22 protein-coding genes are annotated in these 25,061 nt (G+C 59.2%); 17 read left to right on the top strand and 5 right to left on the bottom strand.

Features of this window, described 5'->3' with window-relative positions; genetic code table 11:
• The first annotated feature begins 49 nt into the window (after positions 1–49).
• Together HDE72_RS10885 and HDE72_RS10880 are read left to right on the top strand one after the other, a co-directional pair.
• Positions 50–1,171: a M14 family metallopeptidase gene (locus HDE72_RS10885; protein ID WP_183740389.1), complete on the top strand. Its 1,122-nt coding sequence runs from the start codon at positions 50–52 to the stop codon at positions 1,169–1,171.
• A gap of 11 nt (positions 1,172–1,182) precedes the next feature.
• Complete coding sequence (locus HDE72_RS10880) at positions 1,183–1,647, top strand: CYTH domain-containing protein (RefSeq protein ID WP_183740386.1); 465 nt, start codon at positions 1,183–1,185, stop codon at positions 1,645–1,647.
• A gap of 72 nt (positions 1,648–1,719) precedes the next feature.
• Here the strand turns inward: HDE72_RS10880 and HDE72_RS10875 are convergent, their stop codons facing one another.
• From HDE72_RS10875 to HDE72_RS10855, 5 genes are all read right to left on the bottom strand, one after another.
• On the bottom strand, positions 1,720–2,973 hold the full coding sequence (locus HDE72_RS10875) for a DUF2863 family protein (RefSeq protein WP_183740383.1): 1,254 nt from the start codon (positions 2,971–2,973) through the stop codon (positions 1,720–1,722).
• A gap of 210 nt (positions 2,974–3,183) precedes the next feature.
• Positions 3,184–5,904 (bottom strand): aconitate hydratase AcnA, encoded by a 2,721-nt coding sequence (gene acnA / locus HDE72_RS10870; protein ID WP_183740380.1) that lies wholly within the window; start codon positions 5,902–5,904, stop codon positions 3,184–3,186.
• A gap of 86 nt (positions 5,905–5,990) precedes the next feature.
• Complete coding sequence (locus HDE72_RS10865; RefSeq protein WP_183740377.1) at positions 5,991–6,521, bottom strand: hypothetical protein; 531 nt, start codon at positions 6,519–6,521, stop codon at positions 5,991–5,993.
• Between the two features lie 13 nt (positions 6,522–6,534).
• On the bottom strand, positions 6,535–7,533 hold the full coding sequence (locus tag HDE72_RS10860; protein WP_183740374.1) for an HpcH/HpaI aldolase/citrate lyase family protein: 999 nt from the start codon (positions 7,531–7,533) through the stop codon (positions 6,535–6,537).
• A 111-nt stretch (positions 7,534–7,644) separates the two neighbouring features.
• Positions 7,645–8,634: a malate dehydrogenase gene (locus HDE72_RS10855; protein ID WP_183740371.1), complete on the bottom strand. Its 990-nt coding sequence runs from the start codon at positions 8,632–8,634 to the stop codon at positions 7,645–7,647.
• A 306-nt stretch (positions 8,635–8,940) separates the two neighbouring features.
• Here HDE72_RS10855 and HDE72_RS10850 point away from each other — a divergent pair, with 306 nt between their 5' ends.
• From HDE72_RS10850 to zapE, 15 genes are all read left to right on the top strand, one after another.
• Entirely contained in the window at positions 8,941–9,807 is an 867-nt protein-coding gene (locus HDE72_RS10850) for a GntR family transcriptional regulator (protein WP_183740368.1), read from the top strand.
• A 306-nt stretch (positions 9,808–10,113) separates the two neighbouring features.
• Entirely contained in the window at positions 10,114–10,536 is a 423-nt protein-coding gene (gene sdhC / locus HDE72_RS10845) for a succinate dehydrogenase, cytochrome b556 subunit (RefSeq protein ID WP_183675951.1), read from the top strand.
• Between the two features lie 2 nt (positions 10,537–10,538).
• Entirely contained in the window at positions 10,539–10,904 is a 366-nt protein-coding gene (gene sdhD, locus HDE72_RS10840; RefSeq protein ID WP_183740365.1) for a succinate dehydrogenase, hydrophobic membrane anchor protein, read from the top strand.
• Between the two features lie 2 nt (positions 10,905–10,906).
• Entirely contained in the window at positions 10,907–12,688 is a 1,782-nt protein-coding gene (gene sdhA, locus HDE72_RS10835) for a succinate dehydrogenase flavoprotein subunit (protein ID WP_183740362.1), read from the top strand.
• Between the two features lie 9 nt (positions 12,689–12,697).
• On the top strand, positions 12,698–13,408 hold the full coding sequence (locus HDE72_RS10830) for a succinate dehydrogenase iron-sulfur subunit (protein WP_183740359.1): 711 nt from the start codon (positions 12,698–12,700) through the stop codon (positions 13,406–13,408).
• Between the two features lie 117 nt (positions 13,409–13,525).
• Positions 13,526–13,807 (top strand): FAD assembly factor SdhE, encoded by a 282-nt coding sequence (locus tag HDE72_RS10825; RefSeq protein WP_183740356.1) that lies wholly within the window; start codon positions 13,526–13,528, stop codon positions 13,805–13,807.
• Positions 13,808–13,930: 123 nt separating this feature from the next.
• Entirely contained in the window at positions 13,931–15,235 is a 1,305-nt protein-coding gene (gene gltA, locus HDE72_RS10820) for a citrate synthase (protein ID WP_183740341.1), read from the top strand.
• 142 nt (positions 15,236–15,377) lie between these two features.
• Positions 15,378–15,719, top strand: coding sequence for a winged helix-turn-helix transcriptional regulator (locus tag HDE72_RS10815; RefSeq protein ID WP_183740338.1), 342 nt, complete (start codon positions 15,378–15,380; stop codon positions 15,717–15,719).
• A gap of 219 nt (positions 15,720–15,938) precedes the next feature.
• The gene (locus tag HDE72_RS10810) at positions 15,939–16,481 is read left to right on the top strand and encodes an NAD(P)H-dependent oxidoreductase (RefSeq protein ID WP_183740335.1); all 543 of its coding nucleotides are present in this window, start codon (positions 15,939–15,941) and stop codon (positions 16,479–16,481) included.
• Between the two features lie 66 nt (positions 16,482–16,547).
• Positions 16,548–17,522 carry a LysR family transcriptional regulator gene (locus HDE72_RS10805; protein WP_183740332.1) on the top strand — a complete coding sequence of 325 codons (975 nt, stop codon included), beginning with the start codon at positions 16,548–16,550 and terminating at the stop codon, positions 17,520–17,522.
• Between the two features lie 228 nt (positions 17,523–17,750).
• Positions 17,751–20,606, top strand: coding sequence for a 2-oxoglutarate dehydrogenase E1 component (locus tag HDE72_RS10800; RefSeq protein ID WP_183740329.1), 2,856 nt, complete (start codon positions 17,751–17,753; stop codon positions 20,604–20,606).
• Positions 20,607–20,717: 111 nt separating this feature from the next.
• The gene (gene odhB / locus HDE72_RS10795) at positions 20,718–21,974 is read left to right on the top strand and encodes a 2-oxoglutarate dehydrogenase complex dihydrolipoyllysine-residue succinyltransferase (protein ID WP_183740325.1); all 1,257 of its coding nucleotides are present in this window, start codon (positions 20,718–20,720) and stop codon (positions 21,972–21,974) included.
• 102 nt (positions 21,975–22,076) lie between these two features.
• On the top strand, positions 22,077–22,460 hold the full coding sequence (locus tag HDE72_RS10790) for a PspC domain-containing protein (RefSeq protein ID WP_183740322.1): 384 nt from the start codon (positions 22,077–22,079) through the stop codon (positions 22,458–22,460).
• Entirely contained in the window at positions 22,450–23,880 is a 1,431-nt protein-coding gene (lpdA, locus tag HDE72_RS10785; protein WP_183740319.1) for a dihydrolipoyl dehydrogenase, read from the top strand. Before HDE72_RS10790 ends, lpdA begins: the two co-directional genes overlap by 11 nt.
• Positions 23,881–23,949: 69 nt before the next feature.
• Complete coding sequence (gene zapE / locus HDE72_RS10780) at positions 23,950–25,047, top strand: cell division protein ZapE (protein ID WP_183740316.1); 1,098 nt, start codon at positions 23,950–23,952, stop codon at positions 25,045–25,047.
• Positions 25,048–25,061 lie beyond the last annotated feature (14 nt).

The raw sequence follows: 25,061 nt of genomic DNA, 5'->3' as shown, positions 1-25,061 counted from the left end.
GCTCCACGCGGCCCGTCGTAACATTTACTTTATGGGATAGGATCAGTACATGACCATTAAAATCAGCCAGAATTTCGACTCGGGCGCCATCGAGGTAGTCAGCGCCGCCAGCGCCGGCGCCATCGACCTGAAATTGCGCAAGGACTCGCACGCCGACATCCATCAATGGTTCCACTTCCGCCTGCAAGGCGCGCGCGGACAGCACTGCAGCATGCGCTTTTTGAACGCAGGCCAGGCAACCTACCCGGCAGGCTACGAGGGCTACCAGGCGGTCGCCAGCTACGACAGCGAAAACTGGTTCCGCGTGCCGACCAGCTTTGATGGCCAGGTCATGACGATTTCGCATACGCCGGAACTCGATAGCGTGTATTACGCCTATTTCGAGCCCTATTCGTGGGAACGCCATCTGCGCCTGCTGGGCGAAGTGGCGGAACACCCTTTGGTGCGTGTCTCCGACTTGGGCAACACGGTCGATGGCCGCGACATGAATCTGGTGACCATCGGCGATCCGCTGGCTGAAAAGAAAATCTGGATCATCGCGCGCCAGCATCCGGGCGAGTCGATGGCGGAATGGTTTGTCGAAGGCTTGATCGATTCCCTGCTGGACGATGCGAATCCTATCGCGCGCAAGCTCTTGCAGCGCGCCGTGTTCCACATCGTGCCGAACATGAATCCGGATGGTGCTATCCGCGGCAACCTGCGCACCAACGCGGCCGGCGCCAACCTGAACCGCGAATGGATGACCCCATCCCTGGCCTCCAGCCCGGAAGTGCTGTGCGTGAAAGAAAAGATCCACGCCACCGGCGTCGACATGTTCTTCGACATCCATGGCGATGAAGCGCTGCCCTACAACTTCGTGGCCGGCAATGAAATGCTGGAAAACTTCACGCCGGCCCAGGCTGCGCACCAGAAGGCTTTCATCGAGCGCTACAAGCAAGCCAGCCCTGACTTCCAGGACAAGTTCGGCTATGCCGCCAGCAAGTACAAATCGGACATGCTGACCCTGGCGTCGAAATACATCGGCCACCACTTCCAGTGCCTGGCGCTGACCCTGGAAATGCCGTTCAAGGAAAACGCCGACTTGCCAGATCCATCGGTGGGCTGGAATGGCGCGCGCAGTGCGGCGCTGGGCGCGGCCATGCTGCAGCCTATCTTGCTGTCGCTGGACTGAGAGGCGTGATCATGGGCGTCGAGATCGAACGCAAATACCTGTTACAGGGCGATGGCTGGCGCACCCTGGCCGAACCGGTATTGCTGCGCCAGGGTTATCTGTCGTCGCAGCGCGAACGCGTGGTGCGCGTGCGCATCGAAGGCCAGCACGCGATGCTGACCATCAAGGGCGCGAACGTGGGTACCCGCCGCGGTGAATGGGAATATCCGATACCGCTGGTCGACGCCAATGAATTGCTCGACGGCCTGTGCGAACAGCCGCTGATCGAAAAATACCGGCGCCGCATCATGTATGCGGGCATGGTGTGGGAAGTCGATGAATTCCTGGGCGCCAATTTTGGCCTGGTGGTGGCCGAGATCGAGCTGCATTCGGTCGACCAGCCGTTTGAAAAGCCGGACTGGATCGGCGCCGAAGTGTCCGACGACACGCGCTATTACAACGCCAATCTGATCCGCCACCCGTATTCACAGTGGTAAATTAATACTGGCAGCCATAAAAAAGGCAGAACCCCGGTTCTGCCTTTTTTTGCTTTTGAAGCGCCACCAATATCAATGGAAATGCTGGTCGCCCTGAGGGGTATCTTCCGGCATTTCCGCATGCGCCAATTCGCCGACCGGGTCGGCAAACAGCGGGGCGCCGCAATCGTCGCAGTACTCGCCCACATAACGTTCGGTGTGGCGCTTGATCTGCGTCACGCCGGCGGCGTTCAGGTGTTCGATGATTTCATCGATAGGCGTCTTTTGCTTGTCGAGCGCGGCGATGCCGACCTGTATCAAGCCTTCGATAGGCGTGCCGTCTTCATCTTCCTGGCCATACAAGGGCCAGACGATGCCGTAAATGACCTCCGGCGCCTGGCGCAGGGTGAATGCGATGCGGTATTCGTCCACCTGGCCGTCGGCCGATTCTTCGCCAAAGCCGGCGATCACGGCGCGCAGTTCCGACGCTTCGATGGCCAGCGTGTGCGTCAGATAGTGCACGGCAGCCCGCACGGAGACCGGGCGTATCAGCTTGTCTGCTTCGCGGCAGGCCACGTAATACGCTTCCGGCAGCAGCAATTCCAGGCCGCAGCCAGGCAGCATGCGGGCGATCGTCGGCGTGGCCTGCGCGCGCCATTGGGCCAATGCTGCGCTGCGCTCGGCGATGAAGTCGAGCTGCGTGGCCGGCGTTTGCCAGCGGAACAGCGGCGCGCCGGTGGGCGCGACCACGGCCACCAGCAGATAGCGCGTGTCGGCCAGGAAGGGTGCCGTTTCCGCTTCTTTGGCTGACGGCTTGGCGGCCGTGCCCTTCAGGGCGGCCAGCGCCAGTTTCTGCGTCTTGGCATAGGTTTCGACATGGCTGCGCGGCAACTGGTCGATGGAATACAGGGTAGGCGCCATGGCCATTTTGGTGCCGTCGGCCAGCAGGTGCGCGGCAAAGTGCGCCGACAGCACGCCGTGCGCGTCGCTGGCCATGGGGCCCGAGGCGATGGAAAAACGCGTCCAGGCCAGGATGGGCACGGCCACCAGCAGGGCGTCGTAGCGCACGTCTTCGTGAACGATGACGGTCGATTCGCTGCCAGCTTCCACGCTGTCCATCAGGACGTCGTAGGCGTTCAAGTCTTCCTTGAACAGGCTGCCGAGGGTGTTGTCGATGGTGTCCTGGTGACCCGTCTTGAGCAATTTCTGGAGCTGCGTATCGAGGCTGTGTTCCCAGGACCGCTCTTCGAGGCGGCTGGCTGCCTGTACGATCGCCTGGGCAAAGGTGACCAGGCGCTGGCTGTCGGCAGTCAGTTTATGGGATGAATCTTTGGAAGGACGACGCATAGCGGGATAAGAGTCTCGTAAAGTAAAAAAAAATGGATCAGTCAAATAAATGATAAACCCTTATGAGCCCTATTGTAGAGGATTCGGCCACGCATGCAGCGCAAGCTGAGCACCAGATCATGGCGAATATGAAAATTTCAAGCTCTGCCAGCAGTATGGACGAAAAAAAACGCCGGTCAGCGACCGGCGTTTTCATGTGGTGCTATCTAATTACTCGGCCAGCAGCTGACGCAGCACGAATGGCAGAATACCGCCGTGCTTGTAGTAATCAACTTCGATAGGCGTATCGATGCGCAGCAGCACTTTGACTTCAACGCTGCTGCCGTCGGCGCGGTGGATCACCAGGGTAGCGAGTTGCTGTGGCTTGATTTCGCCTTCGAGGCCTTTCAGGTCGAAGGTTTCATTGCCGGTGATGCCCAGGGTTTGCACGCTGTCGTCGCCGATGAATTGCAGCGGCAACACGCCCATGCCCACCAGGTTCGAACGGTGAATACGCTCGAAGGAACGGGTGATCACGGCTTTCACGCCCAGCAGTTGCGTACCTTTGGCCGCCCAGTCGCGCGACGAGCCGGTGCCGTACTCTTCGCCGCCGAACACCATGGTAGGCGTGCCTTCAGCAACATACTTCATCGCTGCGTCGTAGATCGACATCTGTTCGCCGGAAGGCTGGTGGATCGTGATGCCGCCTTCGACTGCCGAACCGTCTGCCTTGGCAGGGATCATGCGGTTTTTGATACGCACGTTGGCGAAGGTGCCGCGCATCATGATTTCATGGTTACCGCGACGCGAGCCGTAGGAATTGAAGTCCGCTTTCAGGACGCCGTTTTCCTTCAGCCACTTGCCTGCAGGGCCGTTTTCCTGGATCGAACCAGCTGGCGAGATGTGGTCGGTGGTGATCGAGTCGCCGAACACGCCCAGTGCGCGCGCGCCTTCGATGCCGGTGGCGACAGCTGCTGGCGTCATCGAGAAGTTATCGAAGAACGGTGGTTCAGCGATATAGGTCGATTTAGGCCAGTTGTAGACTTGACCGGACACGGTGGTGACTTTTTCCCACAGCTTGCCTGGTGCGCCCTTGACGTCAGCGTAGTTATCCTTGAACACTTTGGCGTTCATGGCGAATTTCATCATGGCCGACACTTCAGCCGAGGAAGGCCAGATGTCGCCCAGATAGATATCCTTGCCGCCCTTGCCCTTGCCAACCGGCTCGGTCATCAGGTCGCGCGTCATGTTGCCGGCGATGGCGTAAGCGACCACCAGCGGTGGCGAAGCCAGGAAGTTCGAACGGATGTTCGGGTGTATACGTGCTTCGAAGTTGCGGTTGCCCGACAGCACAGCCGACGCGACGATGTCGTGGGTAGTGATGGCTGCGTTCAATTCCGGGGTCAGGTCGCCAGCGTTGCCGATGCAGGTGGTGCAACCGTAAGCGGTCACGCCGAAGCCCAGTTTTTCCAGGTAAGGCAGCAGGCCGGCAGCGGTCAGGTACTCGGTCACGACGCGCGAGCCAGGAGCGAGCGAAGTCTTGATGTGCGGAGCGACCTTCAGGCCAGCTTCAACGGCTTTCTTGGCCAGCAGGCCGGCAGCCAGCATCACGCTCGGGTTCGAGGTGTTGGTGCACGACGTGATCGCAGCGATCAGCACGTCGCCGTTCGATACTTTGACGTTGTTGGTGGTTTCGTACACGGCGTTCAGGTCGGCCGGGTTCTTGTTGAAACCGTTTTCGCTGGTCGGCTTGGCGAACAGTTCTGCGAAGTTGGCCTTGACGTTGCCGATTTCGATACGGTCTTGCGGGCGTTTCGGGCCGGCCAGCGACGGCGCAACCGACGCCAGGTCCAGCGCTACCACGCGGGTGTAGTCGATCTCGCCAGCTTTTGGCACGCCGAACAGGTTTTGCGCCTTGAAGTAGCCTTCGAATGCAGCGATTTCAGCTTTGCTGCGGCCGGTGCCCTTGAAGTAATCGATGGTGGCTTCGTCGACCGGGAAGAAGCCCATGGTTGCGCCGTATTCCGGCGCCATGTTGGCGATGGTTGCGCGGTCGGTCAGGGTCAGCGACTCGGTACCTTCACCGAAGAACTCGACGAACTTGCCGACGACTTTTTCTTTGCGCAGCAATTCGGTGATGGTCAGTACCAGATCGGTTGCGGTGCAGCCTTCGCGCAGCGCGCCGGTCAGGTTCACGCCGATCACGTCAGGGGTCAGGAAGTAGACTGGCTGGCCCAGCATGCCGGCTTCCGCCTCGATGCCGCCCACGCCCCAGCCGACTACGCCGATGCCGTTGATCATGGTGGTGTGCGAGTCGGTACCGACCAGGGTGTCAGGGTAGTAAATATCGCCGGCTTTCTTGCCGGTGTTGTGCACGCCGCGCGCCAGGTATTCCAGGTTGACCTGGTGGACGATGCCGAAGCCTGGTGGCACCACGCCGAAGGTGTCAAATGCCTGCATGCCCCATTTCATGAACTGGTAACGCTCGTTGTTACGCGAGAATTCCAGTTTCATGTTCAGGTCCAGCGCTTTCTTTTCGCGGTAGTGATCGATGGTGACCGAGTGGTCGACGACCAGGTCGACCGGCACCAGTGGTTCGATCTTCTTGGCGTTGATGCCCATTTTTGCAGCCACGTTACGCATGGCGGCCAGGTCGGCCAGCAGCGGTACGCCGGTGAAGTCTTGCAGCACGACGCGCGCCACTACGAACGGGATCTCGTCGGTGCGTTCGGCGGTCGGGCCCCAGTTCGCCAATTGCTTGACGTGTTCTTCGGTGACTTTTTTGCCGTCGCAGTTGCGCAGTACCGATTCCAGTACGATGCGGATCGACACCGGCAGGCGGGAAACGTTGATGCCCAGGCTTTTTTCCAGCGCAGGCAGGGAATACAGCTTGCCCTTCTTGCTGTCTGAAATATTAAAGTCCTTGAGCGTGTTCAGAGTGTTGCGGGACATGACCTCTCCTTGTTGGGTATCGTCTTTATTGATTATTCAAATTACAAAATATGACTGAGCCTCCGGGGAGGCCCTTGCTACTCACATCAGCTGCCGGTTGCCTGGTGCATGCCCAGCGATGGCGGCGTTTCCGCTGCCACTGCCGGTTTCAACTGCTCTGCATCCTTGCATTCATTGGCCAGTTGGCGGTTCTGCTTGGAGTCCAGCAGCATGCCTTTGGCCGGGATGCCGATCCAGATCAAGCCATACAGGCGGTTTTCAAAGCGGTTGGCGCCAGTGGTGGTGCCAACGCGGCTCAGGCGATGCAAGCGTTTCTTCCAGCGCAGCGCGATGTATTTGTCATCGTTGGCGTTGGTGTAGATAGTGATTTTGTCACCGAGTTCGCAATTGAATTCGGTGGTGGTGTCGCCCGTGGTGTCCGGCTCATCAGCTTCTGGATTCGGTTCAGCCGGCTTGGCCGCTGGCTTGGGGGCTGCCTTGGCTTTGCTGTGCTTGGCCTTGGCCGTCTTTTTCGCCGGCGTCGTGGTATCGGTAGCGGCGTAGCTGGCCGGAGCCAGCGCGAGGGTCATGGCGCCCAGCGCGACGCTGCAGGCTATGGCTAATTTGGAGATGGACATCGTGTAATTCCTGTCAGTTTTCAGTAGGGCTGGTCGTTTGCGTGTTCAGTAATGCAGCAGCCGCCTCGGGCAGGCCGAGGCCTGCCAGTTTGGCGCGCTGTAAAACGGTCCAATAATATCGGTAGCTGGCACGGTCGTGCAAGCGGCCATTCTGCGCAATCGGGCCCCAGTTGGCGCGCAGCGCCTCATTGAGTATCGTGCTGGCCTCATTAACCTCGGACAGGCGCGGCGTAAAGGCCTTGATAATCGGCTTGATCTGGTCCGGATGGATGCTCCACATGCGCGTGTAGCCGAACTCGGCTGTAGCGCGCTGGGCGTCGTTGGCCACCACGGCCGAATCGCGCACGTCGGTTGTCACATTGTGCGACGCTACCTTGCCGTGGGCGTGGCAGGCGGCCGCCACTTCCAGCTTGGCGCGCACCACCAGCGGATGCGTAAACTGGCCCGGCGTGCGCATGGCGGCGGCCGGTATGGCGCCGTAATGGGCCGAGACGAAATCCATGATGCCAAACGACAGGCATTCGACCTGGGGCAGGGCGGCAATGGCGTAGGCGTCATGCAGCGCGCCGTGTGTTTCGATCAATATATGCACGGGCAAATCATCGCGGCCGGCACGGCGCGCGTGCAGGTTGATCAGGTCGATCGCCAGCATGGCGTCTTGCAGGCCGCCCACTTTGGGGACGGCGATATAGGCCAGGCGGCGGGCGGCGGTGCAGACGATTTCCACGTCGCGCGCAAAAAATGGGCTGTCGACGTCGTGCACGCGCACGCCGATGCGATTGAACTGGTTATCGTCGCTGGCGATCAGGGCGGCCACCAGCTGCGCGTGGGCTTCTTCATTGCCGGCGCTGGCGCCGTCTTCGCAATCGAAGGTGATGTCGAACAGCGGGCCAAGCTCTTGTTGCAAGGCAATCGATTTACGCATCAGCTTTTCAGAGCCGGCGTAGTGGTCGCAAGCGGCGAGCAGCAGCGGCTGGCGTTTACCTTGGAATAAAACCTCGGAAGGGTGCATGCTTAAGGCAATCTGCAGGTGAAAATAACTGGATAGAACAGCCGCACCGCGATTTTCGCGGAGCGGCTGCATGGCAGGCGGCGCTCAGGCCGCGCCGCCACTACACTGGACTTAAGCCAGCAGGTGTTTCACGCCTTCGCGCTCTTCGGTCAGCTCTTTCAGGGTCAGGTTGATGCGCTCTTGCGAGAATGCATCGATTTCCAGACCTTGAACGATGGTGTATTCACCGTTTTCGGTGGTGACCGGGAAGCCGAACACGGTGCCTTCAGGGATGCCATACGAGCCATCCGAAGGTACGCCCATGGTGGTCCATTTGCCGGCGGTGCCCAGGATCCAGTCATGGATATGGTCGATGGCGGCGTTCGCTGCCGACGCTGCCGACGACAGGCCGCGTGCATCGATGATGGCCGCGCCGCGCTTGCCGACGGTCGGCAGGAAGGTGTTGGCGTTCCATTCCTGATCGTTGATCAGGTCTTTGACAGCCTTGCCGTTGACGGTGGCGAAGCGGTAGTCGGCGTACATCGTCGGCGAGTGGTTGCCCCAGACGGTCAGCTTCTCGATGTCTTTCACGGCGGTGCCGGTCTTGGCAGCGACTTGCGACAGCGCGCGGTTGTGGTCCAGGCGCAGCATGGCGGTGAAGTTTTTCGCTGGCAGCGATGGCGCCGATTTCATGGCGATGTAAGCATTGGTGTTGGCTGGGTTGCCGACTACCAGGACTTTGACATTGCGCGAAGCGACGGCGTCCAGTGCCTTGCCTTGTACGGTGAAGATTTGTGCATTCGCTTCCAGCAGGTCCTTGCGTTCCATGCCTGGGCCGCGTGGACGTGCGCCCACCAGTACGGCAACGTCGACATCCTTGAATGCGGTCAGCGGATCGGCGTGAGCGGTCATCTCGGTCAGCAGCGGGAACGCGCAGTCGTCGATTTCCATCATCACGCCCTTGAGCGCCTTCTGGGCTTTTTCGTCCGCGATTTCAAGCAATTGCAGGATGACAGGCTGGTCTTTACCGAGCATGTCGCCGTTGGCGATGCGGAACAACAGGGCGTAGCCGATCTGGCCGGCGGCGCCGGTCACTGCAACACGCATTGGGGTTTTAGCCATGATGAATCTCCAAAAATGGGATAAGAAAACGGGCTTGAGGCTGGGCCTACGCTTGTCCGGAAAAACTGTAATGATACCAAAACCGGCCGACGCCACCGAATTGCCGGTGTACGCTGCCGTAACGGCTGTGCTGCACAATGCCAGAGTGGCTGGCCGGCAGCATAAAACGCTGGCTCACAAGTTTTGTCGAGGGCAGTTTAGGCCTCCGATTCCCATCTGTCAATCATATCTTATGTCTTATATAAGACAGCAAAGTTCTAGTGTTTTACTGGACGTGTGCAGTGATTTGTGTTGAAATGTCGGACTATGAATTCCGCCTCGTCCAATCTGACCACCAATGCCACTGCTGCAAGCGGGGCGGTCAGTCCGACCGCGGGCAGCCCGGCCAGCGTCACTCCCCCTGCTGCACCGGCCAATCCGGCCAATCCGCTGGCGACCGCACCGGTCGCCAGCGCCTCGCCCACCTTCAGTCCTTTGTATCAGCAAATCAAGGCGCTCATCACGCAGAGCCTGCAATCGGGCGAGTGGAAGCCGGGCGAGCTGATCCCTAGTGAAGTCGAACTGGCCGGCCGTTTCAAGGTCAGCCAGGGCACGGTGCGCAAGGCCATCGATGAGCTGGCGGCCGAGAATCTCGTCATGCGCCGCCAGGGCAAGGGCACGTTCGTGTCCACCCACCATGAGGCGCGCGCGCATTTCCGCTTCCTGCGCCTGGTGCCGGACGAAGGTGTGCCGCATTATCCCGAAAGCAAGTTTTTAGAAGTCCGCCGGGTGCGCGCGCCGGCCGACGTGGCGCGCCTGATGGAATTGAAATCGGGCGATGCCGTCATTTTCATCAAGCGCGTGCAGTATTTCGACGGCGTGCCGACCATTGTCGAAGAGCTATGGTTGCCGGGCCTGATCTTCAAGGGTCTGACGGCCGAGCGCCTGGTGGAATACAAGGGGCCGATGTATGGCCTGTTTGAAACAGAATTTGGTACACGCATGATACGGGCGTCCGAGCAGATCCGCGCCGTGTGCGCCGACGCCGACGCCGCGCAATTGTTAAATATTCAGGCCGGCACGCCGCTGCTCAGCTCGGAGCGTGTGTCGTTTACCTATGGCGACAAGCCGGTCGAACTGCGTCGGGGCTTGTACCTGACCAGCCATCATCATTACCAGAATGAACTCAGCTGAAGCTGCGGGGCGCTTGTCAGGGCCCGAAAAAGCGGCAAGGTTGACGGTCATCGCTTGTGACGTGCCAGTCGCGAGGCGGGCATGGGAGACAGCAGGATGCAGGCAAGGCGTTGCCAGCCCTTGGCGGGCGACAGCAGTGCAGGCATTTCTGTAATTAAATTACGTGAACTACGGAAAGTAGCGCGAAGTTGTGTAGTAAAAAACCATTTTGGTTATATGTAACAATAGATATTGGTGTGGGTTGCGAAAATCGGCGAAAATCGCGGCTTCAATATTTAGTTGAAATTCAAAGGGGAGGTTTTTGTCATGTCTGAAGCCGTAAGAGAAGTACCAAAAAAAGAACGGCCGCAATTCCGTAACATTCATGTTACCGAATTGTCTAACTACCGCATGGCCGTTGGCGCCATCGTCTCGATCCTGCACCGTATCAGTGGCTTTATCATGTTCGCCCTGCTGCCTTGCATCCTGTACATGCTGGAACTGAGCTTGCGTTCCGAAATGTCCTACGCCTACTTCCACGGCATCGCCTCGCACTGGCTGGTCAAATTGATCACCCTGGGTCTGGTCTGGGCCTTCCTGCATCACTTCTGCGCCGGTATCCGCCATCTGTTCATGGATGTGCACGTCGCCATCGAAAAGCAGTCGGCACGCAAGACCGCTTCCTCGGTGCTGGTCGTGAGCCTGGTGCTGACCGCCCTGGTCGCTTTGAAACTGTTTGGAGTATTTTAAACATGGCAGACAATAACATCGGACCGAAACGCCTCGTCGTCGGTGCCCATTACGGCTTGCGCGACTGGCTGGCGCAACGCGTCACCGCCATCGTCATGGTGGCATACGTTGCCATCCTGCTCATCTCTTTCTTGACCGGCAACAACTTCACTTATGAAGGCTGGGCTGGTCTGTTCGCACAGCAATGGTTTAAATTATTCAGCCTGGTGACTTTCCTGGCGCTGTTCTACCACGCATGGGTCGGCGTACGCGACATCTGGATGGACTACGTGAAAAGCGCTGGCCTCCGTTTGACCCTGCAAATTGCCACCATGCTGTGGTTGATCGCTTGTGCCGGCTGGACGGTACAGATACTCTGGAGTGTGTAATCGTGGCAGCATATAAATCTGCAATCCCTACCCGCCGCTTTGATGCGGTAATCGTTGGCGCCGGCGGTTCCGGCATGCGCGCGTCCTTGCAGCTGGCTGAAGCCGGTCTGAACGTCGCTGTCTTGTCCAAAGTCTTCCCGACCCGTTCGCACACTGTTGCGGCGCAGGGCGGTATCGGCGCGTCGCTCGGCAATATGGCCGAAGACAACTGGTTCTGGCATATGTTCGACACCGTCAAGGGTGGCGACTATCTGGGCGACCAGGACGCCATCGAATTCATGTGCCGTGAAGCACCGAAGGTCGTGTACGAACTGGAACACTTCGGCATGCCATTCGACCGCAACCCTGACGGCACCATTTATCAGCGTCCATTCGGCGGCCACACGGCCCATTTCGGCGAAAAGCCGGTGCAACGCGCTTGCGCGGCAGCCGACCGTACCGGCCACGCCCTGCTGCATACCTTGTACCAGCGCAACGTGCGTGCCCGTACCCACTTCTTCGTTGAATGGATGGCGCTGGACCTGATCCGCGACGCCGAAGGCGACGTGATCGGTGTGGTTGCACTGGAAATGGAAACCGGCGAATGCATGATCCTGGAAGCAAAAACCACGATCATGGCAACCGGCGGCGCAGGCCGTATCTTCGCTGCCTCGACCAATGCCTTCATTAACACCGGCGACGGCATGGGCATGGCGGCACGCGCCGGCCTGCCACTGCAAGACATGGAATTCTGGCAGTTCCATCCGACCGGCGTGGCCGGCGCGGGCGTATTGATCACCGAAGGCGTGCGCGGCGAAGGCGGCATCCTGATCAATAGCGAAGGCGAACGCTTCATGGAGCGCTATGCGCCTACCCTGAAGGATCTGGCGCCGCGCGACTTCGTGTCGCGTTCGATGGACCAGGAAATCAAGGAAGGCCGCGGCTGCGGTCCGAACAAGGACCATGTGATGCTGGACCTGCGCCATATCGGCGCCGACACCATCGCCAAGCGTCTGCCTTCGATTCTGGAAATCGGCCACAAGTTTGCCAACGTCGACGCGACCAAGGAACCGATTCCTGTCGTGCCGACGATTCACTATCAGATGGGCGGCATTCCAACCAATATCCACGGCCAGGTCGTCACGCCGACCGGCCCGGATAATTCGGCCAAGGTGGTCAACGGCCTGTACGCGATTGGCGAATGCGCCTGCGTATCGGTGCACGGCGCCAACCGTCTGGGCACCAACTCGCTGCTCGACCTGGTGGTCTTCGGCCGCGCGGCCGGTAACCACATCGTCAACAGCGGTCTGAAAGCCAAGGAAAACAAACCTTTGCCAGCCGATGCTGCCGAGTTCGCGATGAACCGTCTGCAACGCCTGGAAAGCTCGACCGGCACGGAAACCGTGCAGGGCGTGGCCAACGACATTCGCGCCACCATGCAGAAATACTGTGGCGTGTTCCGTACCGACGAGATGCTGAACAAGGGCGTCGAAGAAATCATGAAGCTTGACGAGCGCCGCAAGCACGTCGCCTTCAAGGATAAATCGAAGGTCTTCAACACGGCCCGCGTGGAAGCGCTGGAACTGGACAACCTGATCGAAACGGCGAAAGCAACCATCGTTTCGGCAGCAGCCCGCAAGGAATCGCGCGGCGCCCACGCCCAGGACGACTACCCGCACCGCGACGACGACAACTGGATGAAGCACACGCTGTGGTATTCGGAAGGCAACCGACTGGAATACAAGCCAGTCGTGACCAAGCCACTGACGGTAGATACCTTCAAACCGAAACCACGTACTTTCTAAGGCTATACCATGGCACGCACTCTCAAATTCAAAATCTACCGCTACGATCCTGACCAGGATGCCAAGCCGTACATGCAAGACCTGACGGTCGAACTGAAAGACACCGACAAGATGCTGCTCGACGCACTGCAGCGCATCAAGGCGGACGTCGATGACTCGCTGGCCCTGCGCCGCTCGTGCCGCGAAGGCGTGTGCGGTTCGGACGCGATGAACATCAACGGCAAGAATGGCCTGGCTTGCACCACCAACCTGAACGAGCTGTCCGAGCCTATCGTGCTGCGTCCTTTGCCAGGTTTGCCAGTCATCCGCGACCTGATCGTCGACATGACGCAATTCTTCAAGCAGTACGATTCGATCAAGCCGTTCCTGATCAACGAATCGATCCCGCCTGAAAAAGAACGTCTGCAATCGCCGGAACAGCGCGAAGAACTCGATGGCCTGTACGAGTGCATCCTGTGCGCATGCTGCTCCACGTCGTGCCCGTCGTTCTGGTGGAATCCTGACAAATTCGTCGGCCCGGCCGGCCTGCTGCAAGCCTACCGTTTCATCGCCGATTCGCGCGATGAAGCCACCGGCGCGCGTCTGGACAACCTGGAAGATCCATACCGTCTGTTCCGCTGCCATTCGATCATGAACTGTGTCGATGTCTGCCCTAAAGGTTTGAACCCGAACAAGGCAATCGGCAAGATCAAGGAATTGATGGTACGCCGCGCAATCTGATTTTTCAGTATCGCGTCCGCCGGGCGCCGCCAGCAGGGCAGGGCAACAGGCTTTCCCTGCAGGCGGCGCCTGCAAAGTAGTACCGTGCCGTCAAGGCACACGAAAGTGTTGAACAAGATGACAGACCCAATTTTGTCCTCGCATCAGGCCGACCCGGCCAACCGCGCCCGCCTGCGCTGGCGCTCACGGCGTGGCCTGCTGGAAAACGATATCATTCTCACTCGTTTTCTCGATGCGTATGAAACCGAATTGACCGACGAGGAAGTTGACGCGCTGACGCGTTTGCTCGATTTGTCGGACAATGCGTTGATGGATCTGGTACTGGCCCGTAAAGAGCCGGAAGGCGAAGTCGATCTGCCGCATGTGCACGCACTGCTGCAACGACTGCGCATTGCCTAGACGCCTGGGCGATATATTGCAAACGGTGCGAGTGGCGCGCTGTAGCACGGCCGAAGTGCGGTGCGAATTGCAGCCAGAATTTTTTGATTTTAATTTCGACTCACTCCCGAGAAGGAAGAGCCCATGAATACCTCTGACACAAAAGCTACCCTGTCGTTCTCCGATGGCAGCCCATCGCTTGAATTTCCCATCTACAAAGGCACGGTAGGTCCGGACGTCATCGACATCCGCAAACTGTACGCCGGTAGCGGCAAGTTCACCTACGACCCAGGCTTTATGTCGACCGCTGCTTGTAATTCGTCGATCACCTACATCGACGGTGACAAGGGCGAATTGCTGTACCGCGGTTACCCGATCGAACAGTTGGCCGTGAACGCCGACTTCATGGAATCGTGCTACCTGCTGCTGAACGGCGAACTGCCGAACGCAGCGCAAAAAGAAGAATTCGTTGAAACCGTGACCAAGCACACCATGGTGCACGAGCAAATGCAATTTTTCTTCCGTGGCTTCCGCCGCGACGCGCATCCGATGTCGGTCCTGGTGGGCACCGTCGGCGCGCTGGCGTCGTTCTACCATGATTCGCTGGACATCAACAACGCCACGCACCGTGAAGTGTCGGCTATCCGCCTGATCGCCAAGATGCCTACCCTGGTGGCGATGGCGTATAAATACTCGATCGGCCAGCCGTTCGTGTACCCGCGCAACGACCTGTCGTACAGCGCCAACTTCATGCACATGATGTTCGGCAATCCATGCGAAGAATACAAAGTCAATGACGTGCTGGTGCGCGCCCTGGACCGTATCCTGATCCTGCACGCAGACCACGAGCAAAACGCTTCGACCTCGACCGTCCGCCTGGCCGGTTCGTCGGGCGCCAACCCGTTCGCCTGTATCGCTGCCGGTATCGCTTGCCTGTGGGGCCCTGCCCACGGCGGCGCGAACGAAGCTGCATTGAACATGCTGAAAGAAATCGGCACGGTTGAAAACATTCCAGCGTTCATCGAGCAAGTCAAAGACAAGAACTCCGGCGTCAAGCTGATGGGCTTTGGTCACCGCGTGTACAAGAACTTCGACCCACGCGCCAAGCTGATGCGTGAAACCTGCTACGAAGTGCTGGCTGAACTGGGCCTGCAAGACGACCCGCTGTTCAAACTGGCGATGGAACTGGAAAAAATTGCACTGAACGACGACTACTTCGTTTCGCGCAAGCTGTATCCAAACGTCGACTTCTACTCGGGCATCGTGCAATCGGCACTGGGCATCCCGGTATCGTTGTTCACCGGTATCTTCGCCATGGCCCGCACCATCGGCTGGATCGCCCAATGGAACGAAATGATCGCCGATCCAGAGCAAAAAATCGGCCGTCCACGTCAGCTGTTCGTCGGTTCGACCACCCGCGACGTATTGCCTCTGGATAAACGCGCTTAAGTTGCGTTGATCTTGCCGGGCTTGCTAGCCTGGCACAAGAAAGCGAGCCTGATGGCTCGCTTTTTTTATATGCGTTTTGCATGGTCTATCGCTGGCAAAGCTGCTACGCTGCCAGCTTCCATCCTCGCTAAGAAAAACAGTCATGAACGACGATCTCTGCGTCCCCAGCGGCGTGGCCCTCATCGATACCGGATTCGGCTACACCTTGTCGCTGATCGGCGGCAAGTACAAGATGCTGATCCTGTATGTGCTGGCCGAACACAAGCTGCTGCGCCACAATGAACTCAAGCGCTATCTGGGCGGCATCGCGTTCAAGACCCTCAGCGTGGTGCTCAAGGAGCTGGAAGCCGATGGTCTGATCATCCGCAAGGAATACCCGCAAGTGCCGCCCAAGGTCGAATATTTTCTATCCGACAAGGGGGCATCGCTGATCCCCGTGCTCAATACCCTGTGCGAGTGGGGTGAGGCGCATCAGCCATCCTGAAGCTGTGAATGAGCGCTGCCCCTGGCCGCATTCCATCCTATTACTTACTTTTATTATGGTATGCATAGAAAATGTGCGTACTTGTTAAAGATACTCACTAAAGCTATGCTGTTTCCACCTGATCAGTGCGAGTACGCACTTGCAGGCAGGGCGCCCGCTTGCCTGTTTTTTCATGCACGCGGCCCCTTCCATCGATCTCATCCTCGTGAAAGAAGCATTGTGAAAAAAACACTCGTCATCGTCGTTCATCCCGCTATTGAAAACTCGGTCGTCAACCAGCGCTGGCTGCAGGAACTGAGCCTGTATCCCGAGCAATTCACCCTCCATAATGTGCACCAGGCTTATCCCGATGGGAATATCGATGTGGCGAAAGAGCAGGCGCTGGTGGAGGCGCACGGCAATGTGGTGCTGCAGTTCCCCATGTACTGGTTCAACTGCCCGCCGCTGATGAAGAAGTGGCTCGATGAGGTGCTCGCCTACGGCTGGGCCTACGGCACCGGTGGCGAGGCTTTCAAGGGCCGCAAGGTGGCGCTGGGCGTGACGGCAGGCATCAACGAACCGGACTTCACGCCGGAAGGCAAGTGGGGGCACACACTGGCGCAGCTGCTGGCGCCATTTGACGTGACGTTCAACTATGTGCAGGCCGAAGGGCGCCAGCTGTTTGCCTTTTATGGCGCCGAATATGGCGATGCAGAGCCGGCGTATGCCGAGCGTGTGGGGCAAAGCGCGGTGGAGTATGCGCGCTTCCTGTCGGCGCTGTAACGCTGCCAGGCGCAGCGCGGCGGCAAATAAGGTAAATTGCGGTACTTACAACGTAGAAAGTACCGCATGGACCGCATCACCGCCGCGCAAGTGTTTGTCGCCATCGCCGAGCGTGGCAGCATGGTGGCGGCCAGCGAGGCGCTCGACATGTCGCGCGCGATGGTCACGCGTTACCTGGCCGAGATGGAGCAGTGGGCGGGCGCGCGGCTCCTGCATCGCACCACGCGGCGATTGAGCTTGACGGATGCGGGTGACGCGACCCTGCTCCGCTGCCGCCAGATGCTGGAAGTGGCCGGCGCCATGGCCGTCACTACGCTGGAGGGGGCCGATACGCCGCATGGTTTGCTGCGCATTACCTGCTCGCAGTCGCTGGCGCAGACGGCGCTGGCCAGCGCAGTGGCCACTTACCTGCAGCGCTACCCGCGCGCGGCCGTCGATTTGCAGATGGAAAACCGTGCCGTCAACCTGGTCGAGCAGCGCATCGACCTGGCGATCCGCATCACCAATGCGCTGGAGCCGAACCTGATCGCGCGCCAGCTGGCCAGTTGCGACTCGGTGGTGGTGGCCGCGCCCGCCTACCTGGCGGGGCACGGCACGCCGCGCCGGGCAGAAGACCTGGCCGTGCACAACTGTCTGACCTACACCTATTTCGGCAAGAGTTTGTGGCAGTTCACGTATGAAGGGGAAGCGCTCACTGTCCCCGTCAGCGGGCGTTTGTCGGCCAATGAATCGCTGGTCTTGCTGCTGGCGACGGTGGAAGGGGCGGGCATTTCGCTGCAGCCGCGTTTTTCGGCCGCGCCGCTGATCGCCAGCGGACAACTGGTGGAATTGCTGCCCGCCTGGCAGCCGCAGTCGATGGGTATTTATGGCATTTATACCTCGCGCCAGCATATGTCGCCCTTGCTGCGCACCATGCTTGATTTTCTGCTGGAATGGTTTGGGCGGGACCCGCGCTGGCTGGCACTGACGGGTGGCGTAACGTTGCCTATAAGACCAGTTTCACGCAAGCATACAAGCAAGCTTGGCAGCGGAACAACATAAGCATGGCGGCATGCCCCGCAATGCTTACATTTGCTTGCCAAATAAAATTCAAGGAGTCGTTGTTGCGTTACAATACCGCGTGGTATTCTGAATCACGGTATGAAGAATGCTGGAGCAACAAAAGCCCTTCCCCACAACTTGATGTGCAATCCGCTAACCGGTCAGGCCGTGTCGCGGAAGGTTAGATTAACCCGCTAATCTCGCGAAGCGCGAAGAAAGGTGAGCAATATGATGCAACAAAATACGTCCAACTCCTACCTGTTTGGTGGGAATGCTCCGTACGTGGAAGATTTGTACGAAGCGTATCTCAATAATCCAGGTTCGGTGCCGGATAACTGGCGCGCCTATTTCGACGCTATGCAGCATGTGCCTGCAGTCGATGGCAGCAACAAGCCTGACGTGGCGCACGCCTCCGTCATCGCCTCGTTCGCCGAGCGCGCAAAAGCAGGTCCGATCCGTACAGTGACCGCTTCCTTCGATGCTGAAATGGGCCGCAAGCGCGTCGCCGTTACCCAGCTGATCGCCGCTTACCGCTACCTCGGTTCGCACTGGGCCAATCTGGACCCGCTGCAACGCCAGGAACGTCCTGCGCTGCCAGAACTGGAACTGGGCTTCTACGGTTTTACCGATGCAGACCTGGACACCGTGTTCAACATCAGCAATACCTATTTTGGCCCCGAGACCGCCACCCTGCGCGATCTGCTGAACTATCTGCGCGATACCTATACGCGTTCGATCGGCGCCGAATTCATGTACATCTCCGACCCGGCAGAAAAGCGCTGGCTGCAAGAGAAACTGGAAGCGATCCGCTCCACCCCGAATTTCACCCCAGAGAAAAAAATCCACATCCTCGACCGCCTGACCGCGGCTGAAGGCCTGGAACGCTATCTGCACACCCGTTACGTGGGCCAGAAGCGCTTCTCGCTGGAAGGTGGCGAAACCTTCATCGCCTCGATGGATGAAACCATCCAGCGCGCCGGCGAAAAAGGCGTGCAGGAAATCGTCATCGGCATGGCCCACCGCGGCCGCCTGAACGTGCTGGTGAACACCCTGGGCAAGGCGCCACAGGAACTGTTCGAAGAATTCGAAGGCAAGCATGGCGACGACCTGCCGGCCGGCGACGTGAAATACCATCAAGGCTTCTCGTCGGACATCTCCACCGCAGGCGGCCCGGTCCACCTGTCGCTGGCGTTCAACCCGTCGCACCTGGAAATCGTCAACCCGGTGGTGGAAGGTTCGGTCAAGGCCCGCATGGACCGCCGCGACGACGTGCACGGCGCGCAAGTGCTGCCTATCCTGGTGCACGGCGATGCTGCTTTCGCCGGCCAGGGCGTGGTCATGGAAACGCTGAATCTGGCGCAAACCCGCGGCTACCATACCGGCGGCACGGTGCATATCGTGATCAACAACCAGATCGGTTTCACCACTTCCGACCCGCGCGATGCGCGTTCGACCTTGTACTGCTCGGACGTCGTCAAGATGATCGAAGCGCCGGTACTGCACATCAACGCCGATGATCCTGAAGCCGTGGTGCTGGCGACGCAAATCGCGCTCGACTATCGCATGGAATTCAAGAAGGATATCGTGCTCGACATCATTTGCTACCGCAAACTGGGCCACAACGAGCAAGATACGCCTGCACTGACGCAGCCTTTGATGTACAAGAAAATCGGCCAGCATCCAGGCACCCGCAAGCTGTACGCGGACAAACTGGTTGCCCAGGGCGTGATCCCTGCCGATGGCGGCGATAAAATGGTTGCCGCCTTCCGCGACGCCATGGACGCCGGCAAGCACACCGTCGATCCAGTCATCTCGAACTTCAAGAACAAGTACGCCGTCGACTGGCTGCCGTTCCTGAACAAGAAATGGACCGACTCGGCCGATACGGCCGTGCCGATGACCGAACTGAAACGCCTGGCATCGCGCATCACCACCGTGCCGGAACAGTTCAAAGTCCACTCGCTGGTCGAGAAAGTCCTGGGCGACCGCGCCACCATGGGCCGCGGCGAATTGAACCTGGACTGGGGCATGGGCGAACACCTGGCCTATGCATCGCTGGTATCGTCCGGCTACGCCATCCGCCTGACCGGCCAGGATGCAGGCCGCGGCACCTTCGTGCACCGCCACGCCGTGCTGCATGATCAAAACCGCGAGCGTTGGGATGCAGGTACTTACATTCCGCTGCAAAACGTGTCCGACAACCAGGCGCCGTTCACCGTGATCGACTCGGTCTTGTCCGAAGAAGCCGTACTGGCCTTCGAATACGGCTACTCGACCGCTGAACCGAACACGCTGACGATCTGGGAAGCCCAGTTCGGCGACTTCGCCAACGGCGCGCAAGTGGTGATCGACCAATTCATCAGCTCCGGCGAAGTGAAATGGGGCCGCGCTTCTGGCCTGGTCATGATGCTGCCGCACGGTTACGAAGGCCAGGGTCCTGAGCACTCGTCCGCACGTCCTGAGCGTTTCCTGCAGCTGTGCGCAGACAACAATATGCAAGTTGTGCAGCCGACCACGGCGTCGCAGATCTTCCATTTGCTGCGCCGTCAAATGGTGCGCCAGTTCCGCAAACCGCTGGTTATCCTGACGCCGAAATCGCTGTTGCGCAACAAGGATGCCGGTTCGCCGCTGACCGACCTGGCCAAGGGCGGTTTCCAGACCGTGATCGGCGAAGTCGACGAGAAAATCGACGCCAAGAAAGTCAAACGCGTTATCGCCTGCTCGGGCAAGGTCTATTACGACCTGGTCAATGCACGCAAGACCCGCGGCCAGACCGACACGGCCATCGTGCGCCTGGAACAGCTGTATCCGTTCCCGCATAAATCGTTCGCTGCGGAACTGAAGAAGTTCCCGAATCTGGTTGAAGTGGTATGGGCCCAGGATGAGCCGCAAAACCAGGGCGCATGGTTCCAGATCCAGCACAACATCTTTGAAGGCCTGGAAGCGGGTCAACGTCTGGCGTATGCCGGCCGTCCTGCTTCGGCGTCGCCTGCTGTCGGTTACTATGACAAGCACTACGCTCAGCAAAAAGATCTGCTGGAAACAGCATTCTCGAAGCTGAAAGGCTTTATTCTGACGAAATAAGTAAGAATCAAAGAGGCCGCGCTCACTGCGCGGCTTTTGACCACCATGCACGGAGCGCTGCCACTGCTACGCAGAGGCGGCGCCGCAATAACAAAATAAACGGAGTTTTACATGGCACAAATCGAAGTCAAAGTTCCCCAGTTGTCGGAATCGGTTGCAGAAGCAACCCTGCTGGCATGGCATAAAAAAGTCGGCGAGCCAGTGGCGCGCGACGAAAACATGATCGATATCGAAACCGACAAAGTGGTCCTGGAACTGCCGGCGCCAGTTGCTGGCGTGATCGTCCAGATCATCAAGGCTGACGGCGCTACCGTGGTTGCCGGCGAAGTCATCGCCATCATCGATACCGACGGCACGGCCAAAGTCAGCCCGATGGAAGTATCGGCTGTTCCTGCGCCAGCCCTGGCCGCTGCTGCACAAGACACCGCTACCGCATCGGCGCCAGCTGCCGCGACCAAAGGCGACGTGGCGATGCCTGCTGCCGCCAAGATCCTGTCCGAAAAAGGCCTGTCCGCTGGCGACGTCGCCGGTTCGGGCAAAGATGGCCGCGTGACCAAGGGCGACGCCCTGGCCGCTTCCGCCAAGCCTGCTGTTGCTCCTTTGGCGCCAGTTGCTGCCAAGCCAGCACTGCAACAAGTCGCTACCCCAGCCGCTGCCAGCCTGGGCGACCGTCCGGAAGAGCGCGTGCCGATGAGCCGCCTGCGCGCCCGTATCGCCGAGCGTCTGCTGCAATCGCAATCGACCAACGCCATCCTGACCACGTTCAATGAAGTGAACATGCAGCCGGTCATCGATCTGCGCAACAAATACAAAGACAAGTTCGAAAAAGAGCACGGCGTCAAGCTGGGCTTCATGTCCTTCTTCGTCAAGGCTGCTGTCGCTGCCCTGAAAAAATACCCGATCATCAACGCCTCGGTTGACGGCAATGACATCGTGTACCATGGCTACTTCGACATCGGTATCGCTGTCGGTTCGCCACGCGGCCTGGTGGTGCCTATCATCCGCAACGCCGACCAGCTGTCGATCGCCGACATCGAGAAAAAAATCGGTGAATTCGGCGCGAAAGCCAAGGACGGCAAGCTGACCCTGGACGACCTGACCGGCGGCACCTTCTCGATCTCGAACGGCGGCACCTTCGGCTCCATGCTGTCGACCCCGATCATCAACCCGCCGCAATCGGCTATCCTGGGCGTGCATGCGACCAAGGACCGTGCAGTCGTTGAGAACGGCCAGATCGTGGTGCGTCCGATGAACTACCTGGCGATGTCCTACGATCACCGCATCATCGACGGCCGCGAAGCCGTACTGGGCCTGGTCGCAATGAAAGAAGCGCTGGAAGATCCGGCACGTCTGTTGCTGGACCTGTAATAGCGAACGCCCCGGCCTAGCCGCCGGGGCAGTGTAGGCAGTACCGTTGTACCCCGTGCCAGAAGACGCAGCTGGCTGATCTCATCACACAAGAGGATTCCCATGAACGTCTCTGAAGAAATCAAGCGACTGCACGACTTGCACCTGGCTGGCGCATTAAGCGATGCTGAATTTGCGCAAGCCAAGGCCAAGCTCCTGGGCGGCATCAACCTGGACAAGCCGGGCACCAGCCCGGACGCCGATGCGGCGTCCAGCCCGACGAATGATCTGGTGCAGGAATTTAACCGCCTGCGCCGTTCGCGCAACGACCGCTGGCTAGGCGGCGTGTGCGGTGGCCTGGGCCGCGCTTCCGGCATGGAAGCGTGGATCTGGCGCCTGGTCTTCGTCCTGTTTACACTGACCTTCGGCTTCGGCGTGGTGATTTACCTTCTATTGTGGATTTTCGTCCCGGACGAAGAGATTGGAATAACAAAAAATGAGTACTAAACAATTTGACGTCGTTGTCATCGGTGCGGGCCCTGGCGGCTACATCGCCGCCATCCGCGCAGCACAGCTGGGCTTCTCCGTCGCTTGCGTCGACGAATGGTCGAACGCCAAGGGCGGCGCCGCGCCTGGCGGTACCTGCACCAACGTGGGTTGCATCCCATCGAAAGCGCTGCTGCAATCGTCCGAGCATTTCGAACACGCAGGCCACAGCTTCGCCGAGCACGGCATCGATGTCGCCGGCCTGAAACTGAACCTGGGCCAGATGCTCAAGCGTAAAGATACGGTCGTCAAGCAAAACAACGACGGTATCCTGTACCTGTTCAAGAAAAACAAGATCGCCTTCTTCCACGGCCGCGCCGCTTTCGCTGCTGCCGCTGCCGGCACCTATGAAATCAGCGTGACGGGCGCCGCCAGCGAAACGCTGACGTCCAAGCACGTCATCATCGCGACCGGTTCGAACGCACGCGAACTGCCAGGCGCACCATTCGACGAGAAACTGATCCTGTCGAACACCGGCGCACTGGCGATCGACGCCGTACCAGCCAAGCTGGGCGTGATCGGTGCTGGCGTGATCGGCCTGGAAATGGGCAGTGTATGGCGCCGCCTGGGTTCCGACGTCACCGTGCTCGAAGGCCTGCCGGTCTTCCTGGGCGCGGTCGATGAGCAGATCGCCAAGGAAGCGTCGAAATTGTTCACCAAGCAAGGCTTGAAGATCAACCTCGGTTGCAAGATCGGCGCCATCACCCCAGGCAAAAACGACGTCAGCGTTGAATTCGTCGATGCCAAGGGCGAAGCGCAAAAAGCCGTGTTCGACAAACTGATCATTTCGATCGGGCGTACGCCGAACACGAATGGCCTGGGTGCGGACAAGGTCGGCCTGCAACTGGACGAGCGCGGCTTCATCGCCGTCGACGGCGATTGCAAGACCAACCTGCCGAACGTCTGGGCAGTGGGCGACGTGGTGCGCGGCCCGATGCTGGCGCACAAGGCGGAAGAAGAAGGCGTTGCCGTGGCCGAGCGTATCGCTGGCCAGCATGGTCACACCAACTTCAACACGATTCCCTGGGTAATTTATACTTCCCCGGAAATCGCGTGGGTCGGCAAGACCGAGCAAACCCTGAAAGCGGAAGGCATCGCTTACAAGGCAGGCTCCTTCCCGTTCCTGGCCAATGGCCGTGCGCGTGCACTGGGCGATACCTCGGGCATGGTGAAATTCCTGGCCGATGCGGTCACCGATGAAATCCTGGGCGTGCATATCGTGGGCCCGATGGCTTCCGAGCTGATTTCCGAAGCCGTGGTGGCGATGGAATTCAAGGCGTCGGCGGAAGACATCGCGCGCATCTGCCATGCTCACCCATCCCTGTCGGAAGCGACCAAGGAAGCGGCACTGGCCGTTGACAAGCGTACCTTGAACTTTTAATTGTAGTTAGTCCTGCAGGGGCGCTCGCGGTTTTTGCCGCCAGCGCCCCTGTGCGTTGAAGCGAAGCCCATGAATGTAGAAGAGTTTTACCAGAACGCGTTGCAGCAGCGCGATTTCAAGGCCGATGCCGCGCAGCGCCGCGCCGTCGACCGCCTGCAACTGTGCTACGACGAATGGGTGGCCTATAAAAGCCAGCGTTCGAGCACCTTGCGCCGTCTGATCAGCCGTCCCGCCGTGCCCAAGGGCGTGTATATGTGGGGTGGGGTAGGGCGCGGCAAGTCGTTCCTGATGGACAGTTTTTATTCCGTGGTGCCCGTGGTGCGCAAGACGCGATTGCACTTCCATGAATTCATGCGCGGCGTGCACCAGCAGCTCGATGAATTGAAGGGCGTGGCCAATCCGCTCGATGACGTGGCCAGGCGCATCGCCAAGAAATACCGTTTGATTTGTTTCGATGAATTCCACGTCTCGGACATCGCCGATGCGATGATCCTGTACAACCTGCTGTCGGCCCTGTTCGACAATGGCGTGTCCTTCATCATGACCTCCAATTATGATCCCGACCTGCTGTATCCAGACGGCTTGCACCGTGACCGCATGCTGCCGACCATCGCCCTGCTGAAAGATAAGCTCGATGTGATGAATGTCGACGCCGGCGTCGATTACCGTGGCCGCGCGCTGGAACAGGTCGACAGTTACTACACCCCGCTGGGCGCCGCCACCGACAAGGCCTTGCGCGACGCGTACGCGCGCATTGCCGAGACGGCCGACGACGAGGGGCGCATCCGCATCGAGGCGCGTGAAATCCACTGCCTGCGCCGCGCCGGCGGTATCATCTGGTTTGATTTCGCCACCCTGTGCGGCGGCCCCCGTTCGCAAAATGATTACCTGGAAATCGCCAGCCGCTTCCATACAGTGATATTGTCCGGGATACCGGCGATGTCGGCTGCACAATCTTCCGAGGCGCGCCGCTTTACCTGGCTGATCGATGTATTCTATGATCAAAAGGTTAAGCTGATCATGTCAGCCGAAGTGGCGCCAGAAGAGCTATACACCAATGGCATGCTGGCCAATGAGTTTCACCGTACCGTATCGCGCATCGTGGAAATGCAATCGCGCGAATACATGGAAAAAGAACAGCGCGGCGCGGCCGATGCGATCGTTTGAGGCAGGCATAATGA

It is taken from the genome of Janthinobacterium saanense (assembly GCF_014200675.1).
GTDB lineage: Bacteria > Pseudomonadota > Gammaproteobacteria > Burkholderiales > Burkholderiaceae_D > Janthinobacterium.
Note: the sequence above shows the minus strand (reverse complement) of the source record. Positions and strands in the feature narration are given on the sequence as shown.

Bases quoted from the DNA above. Each gene is read 5' to 3' on its own strand.
- HDE72_RS10885 (WP_183740389.1), top strand. From the start codon at position 50: ATGACCATTAAAATCAGCCAGAATTTCGACTCGGGCGCCATCGAGGTA.
- HDE72_RS10880 (WP_183740386.1), top strand. From the start codon at position 1,183: ATGGGCGTCGAGATCGAACGCAAATACCTGTTACAGGGCGATGGCTGG.
- HDE72_RS10875 (WP_183740383.1), bottom strand. From the start codon at position 2,973: ATGCGTCGTCCTTCCAAAGATTCATCCCATAAACTGACTGCCGACAGC.
- acnA (WP_183740380.1), bottom strand. From the start codon at position 5,904: ATGTCCCGCAACACTCTGAACACGCTCAAGGACTTTAATATTTCAGAC.
- HDE72_RS10865 (WP_183740377.1), bottom strand. From the start codon at position 6,521: ATGTCCATCTCCAAATTAGCCATAGCCTGCAGCGTCGCGCTGGGCGCC.
- HDE72_RS10860 (WP_183740374.1), bottom strand. From the start codon at position 7,533: ATGCACCCTTCCGAGGTTTTATTCCAAGGTAAACGCCAGCCGCTGCTG.
- HDE72_RS10855 (WP_183740371.1), bottom strand. From the start codon at position 8,634: ATGGCTAAAACCCCAATGCGTGTTGCAGTGACCGGCGCCGCCGGCCAG.
- HDE72_RS10850 (WP_183740368.1), top strand. From the start codon at position 8,941: ATGAATTCCGCCTCGTCCAATCTGACCACCAATGCCACTGCTGCAAGC.
- sdhC (WP_183675951.1), top strand. From the start codon at position 10,114: ATGTCTGAAGCCGTAAGAGAAGTACCAAAAAAAGAACGGCCGCAATTC.
- sdhD (WP_183740365.1), top strand. From the start codon at position 10,539: ATGGCAGACAATAACATCGGACCGAAACGCCTCGTCGTCGGTGCCCAT.
- HDE72_RS10830 (WP_183740359.1), top strand. From the start codon at position 12,698: ATGGCACGCACTCTCAAATTCAAAATCTACCGCTACGATCCTGACCAG.
- HDE72_RS10825 (WP_183740356.1), top strand. From the start codon at position 13,526: ATGACAGACCCAATTTTGTCCTCGCATCAGGCCGACCCGGCCAACCGC.
- gltA (WP_183740341.1), top strand. From the start codon at position 13,931: ATGAATACCTCTGACACAAAAGCTACCCTGTCGTTCTCCGATGGCAGC.
- HDE72_RS10815 (WP_183740338.1), top strand. From the start codon at position 15,378: ATGAACGACGATCTCTGCGTCCCCAGCGGCGTGGCCCTCATCGATACC.
- HDE72_RS10805 (WP_183740332.1), top strand. From the start codon at position 16,548: ATGGACCGCATCACCGCCGCGCAAGTGTTTGTCGCCATCGCCGAGCGT.
- HDE72_RS10800 (WP_183740329.1), top strand. From the start codon at position 17,751: ATGATGCAACAAAATACGTCCAACTCCTACCTGTTTGGTGGGAATGCT.
- odhB (WP_183740325.1), top strand. From the start codon at position 20,718: ATGGCACAAATCGAAGTCAAAGTTCCCCAGTTGTCGGAATCGGTTGCA.
- HDE72_RS10790 (WP_183740322.1), top strand. From the start codon at position 22,077: ATGAACGTCTCTGAAGAAATCAAGCGACTGCACGACTTGCACCTGGCT.
- lpdA (WP_183740319.1), top strand. From the start codon at position 22,450: ATGAGTACTAAACAATTTGACGTCGTTGTCATCGGTGCGGGCCCTGGC.
- zapE (WP_183740316.1), top strand. From the start codon at position 23,950: ATGAATGTAGAAGAGTTTTACCAGAACGCGTTGCAGCAGCGCGATTTC.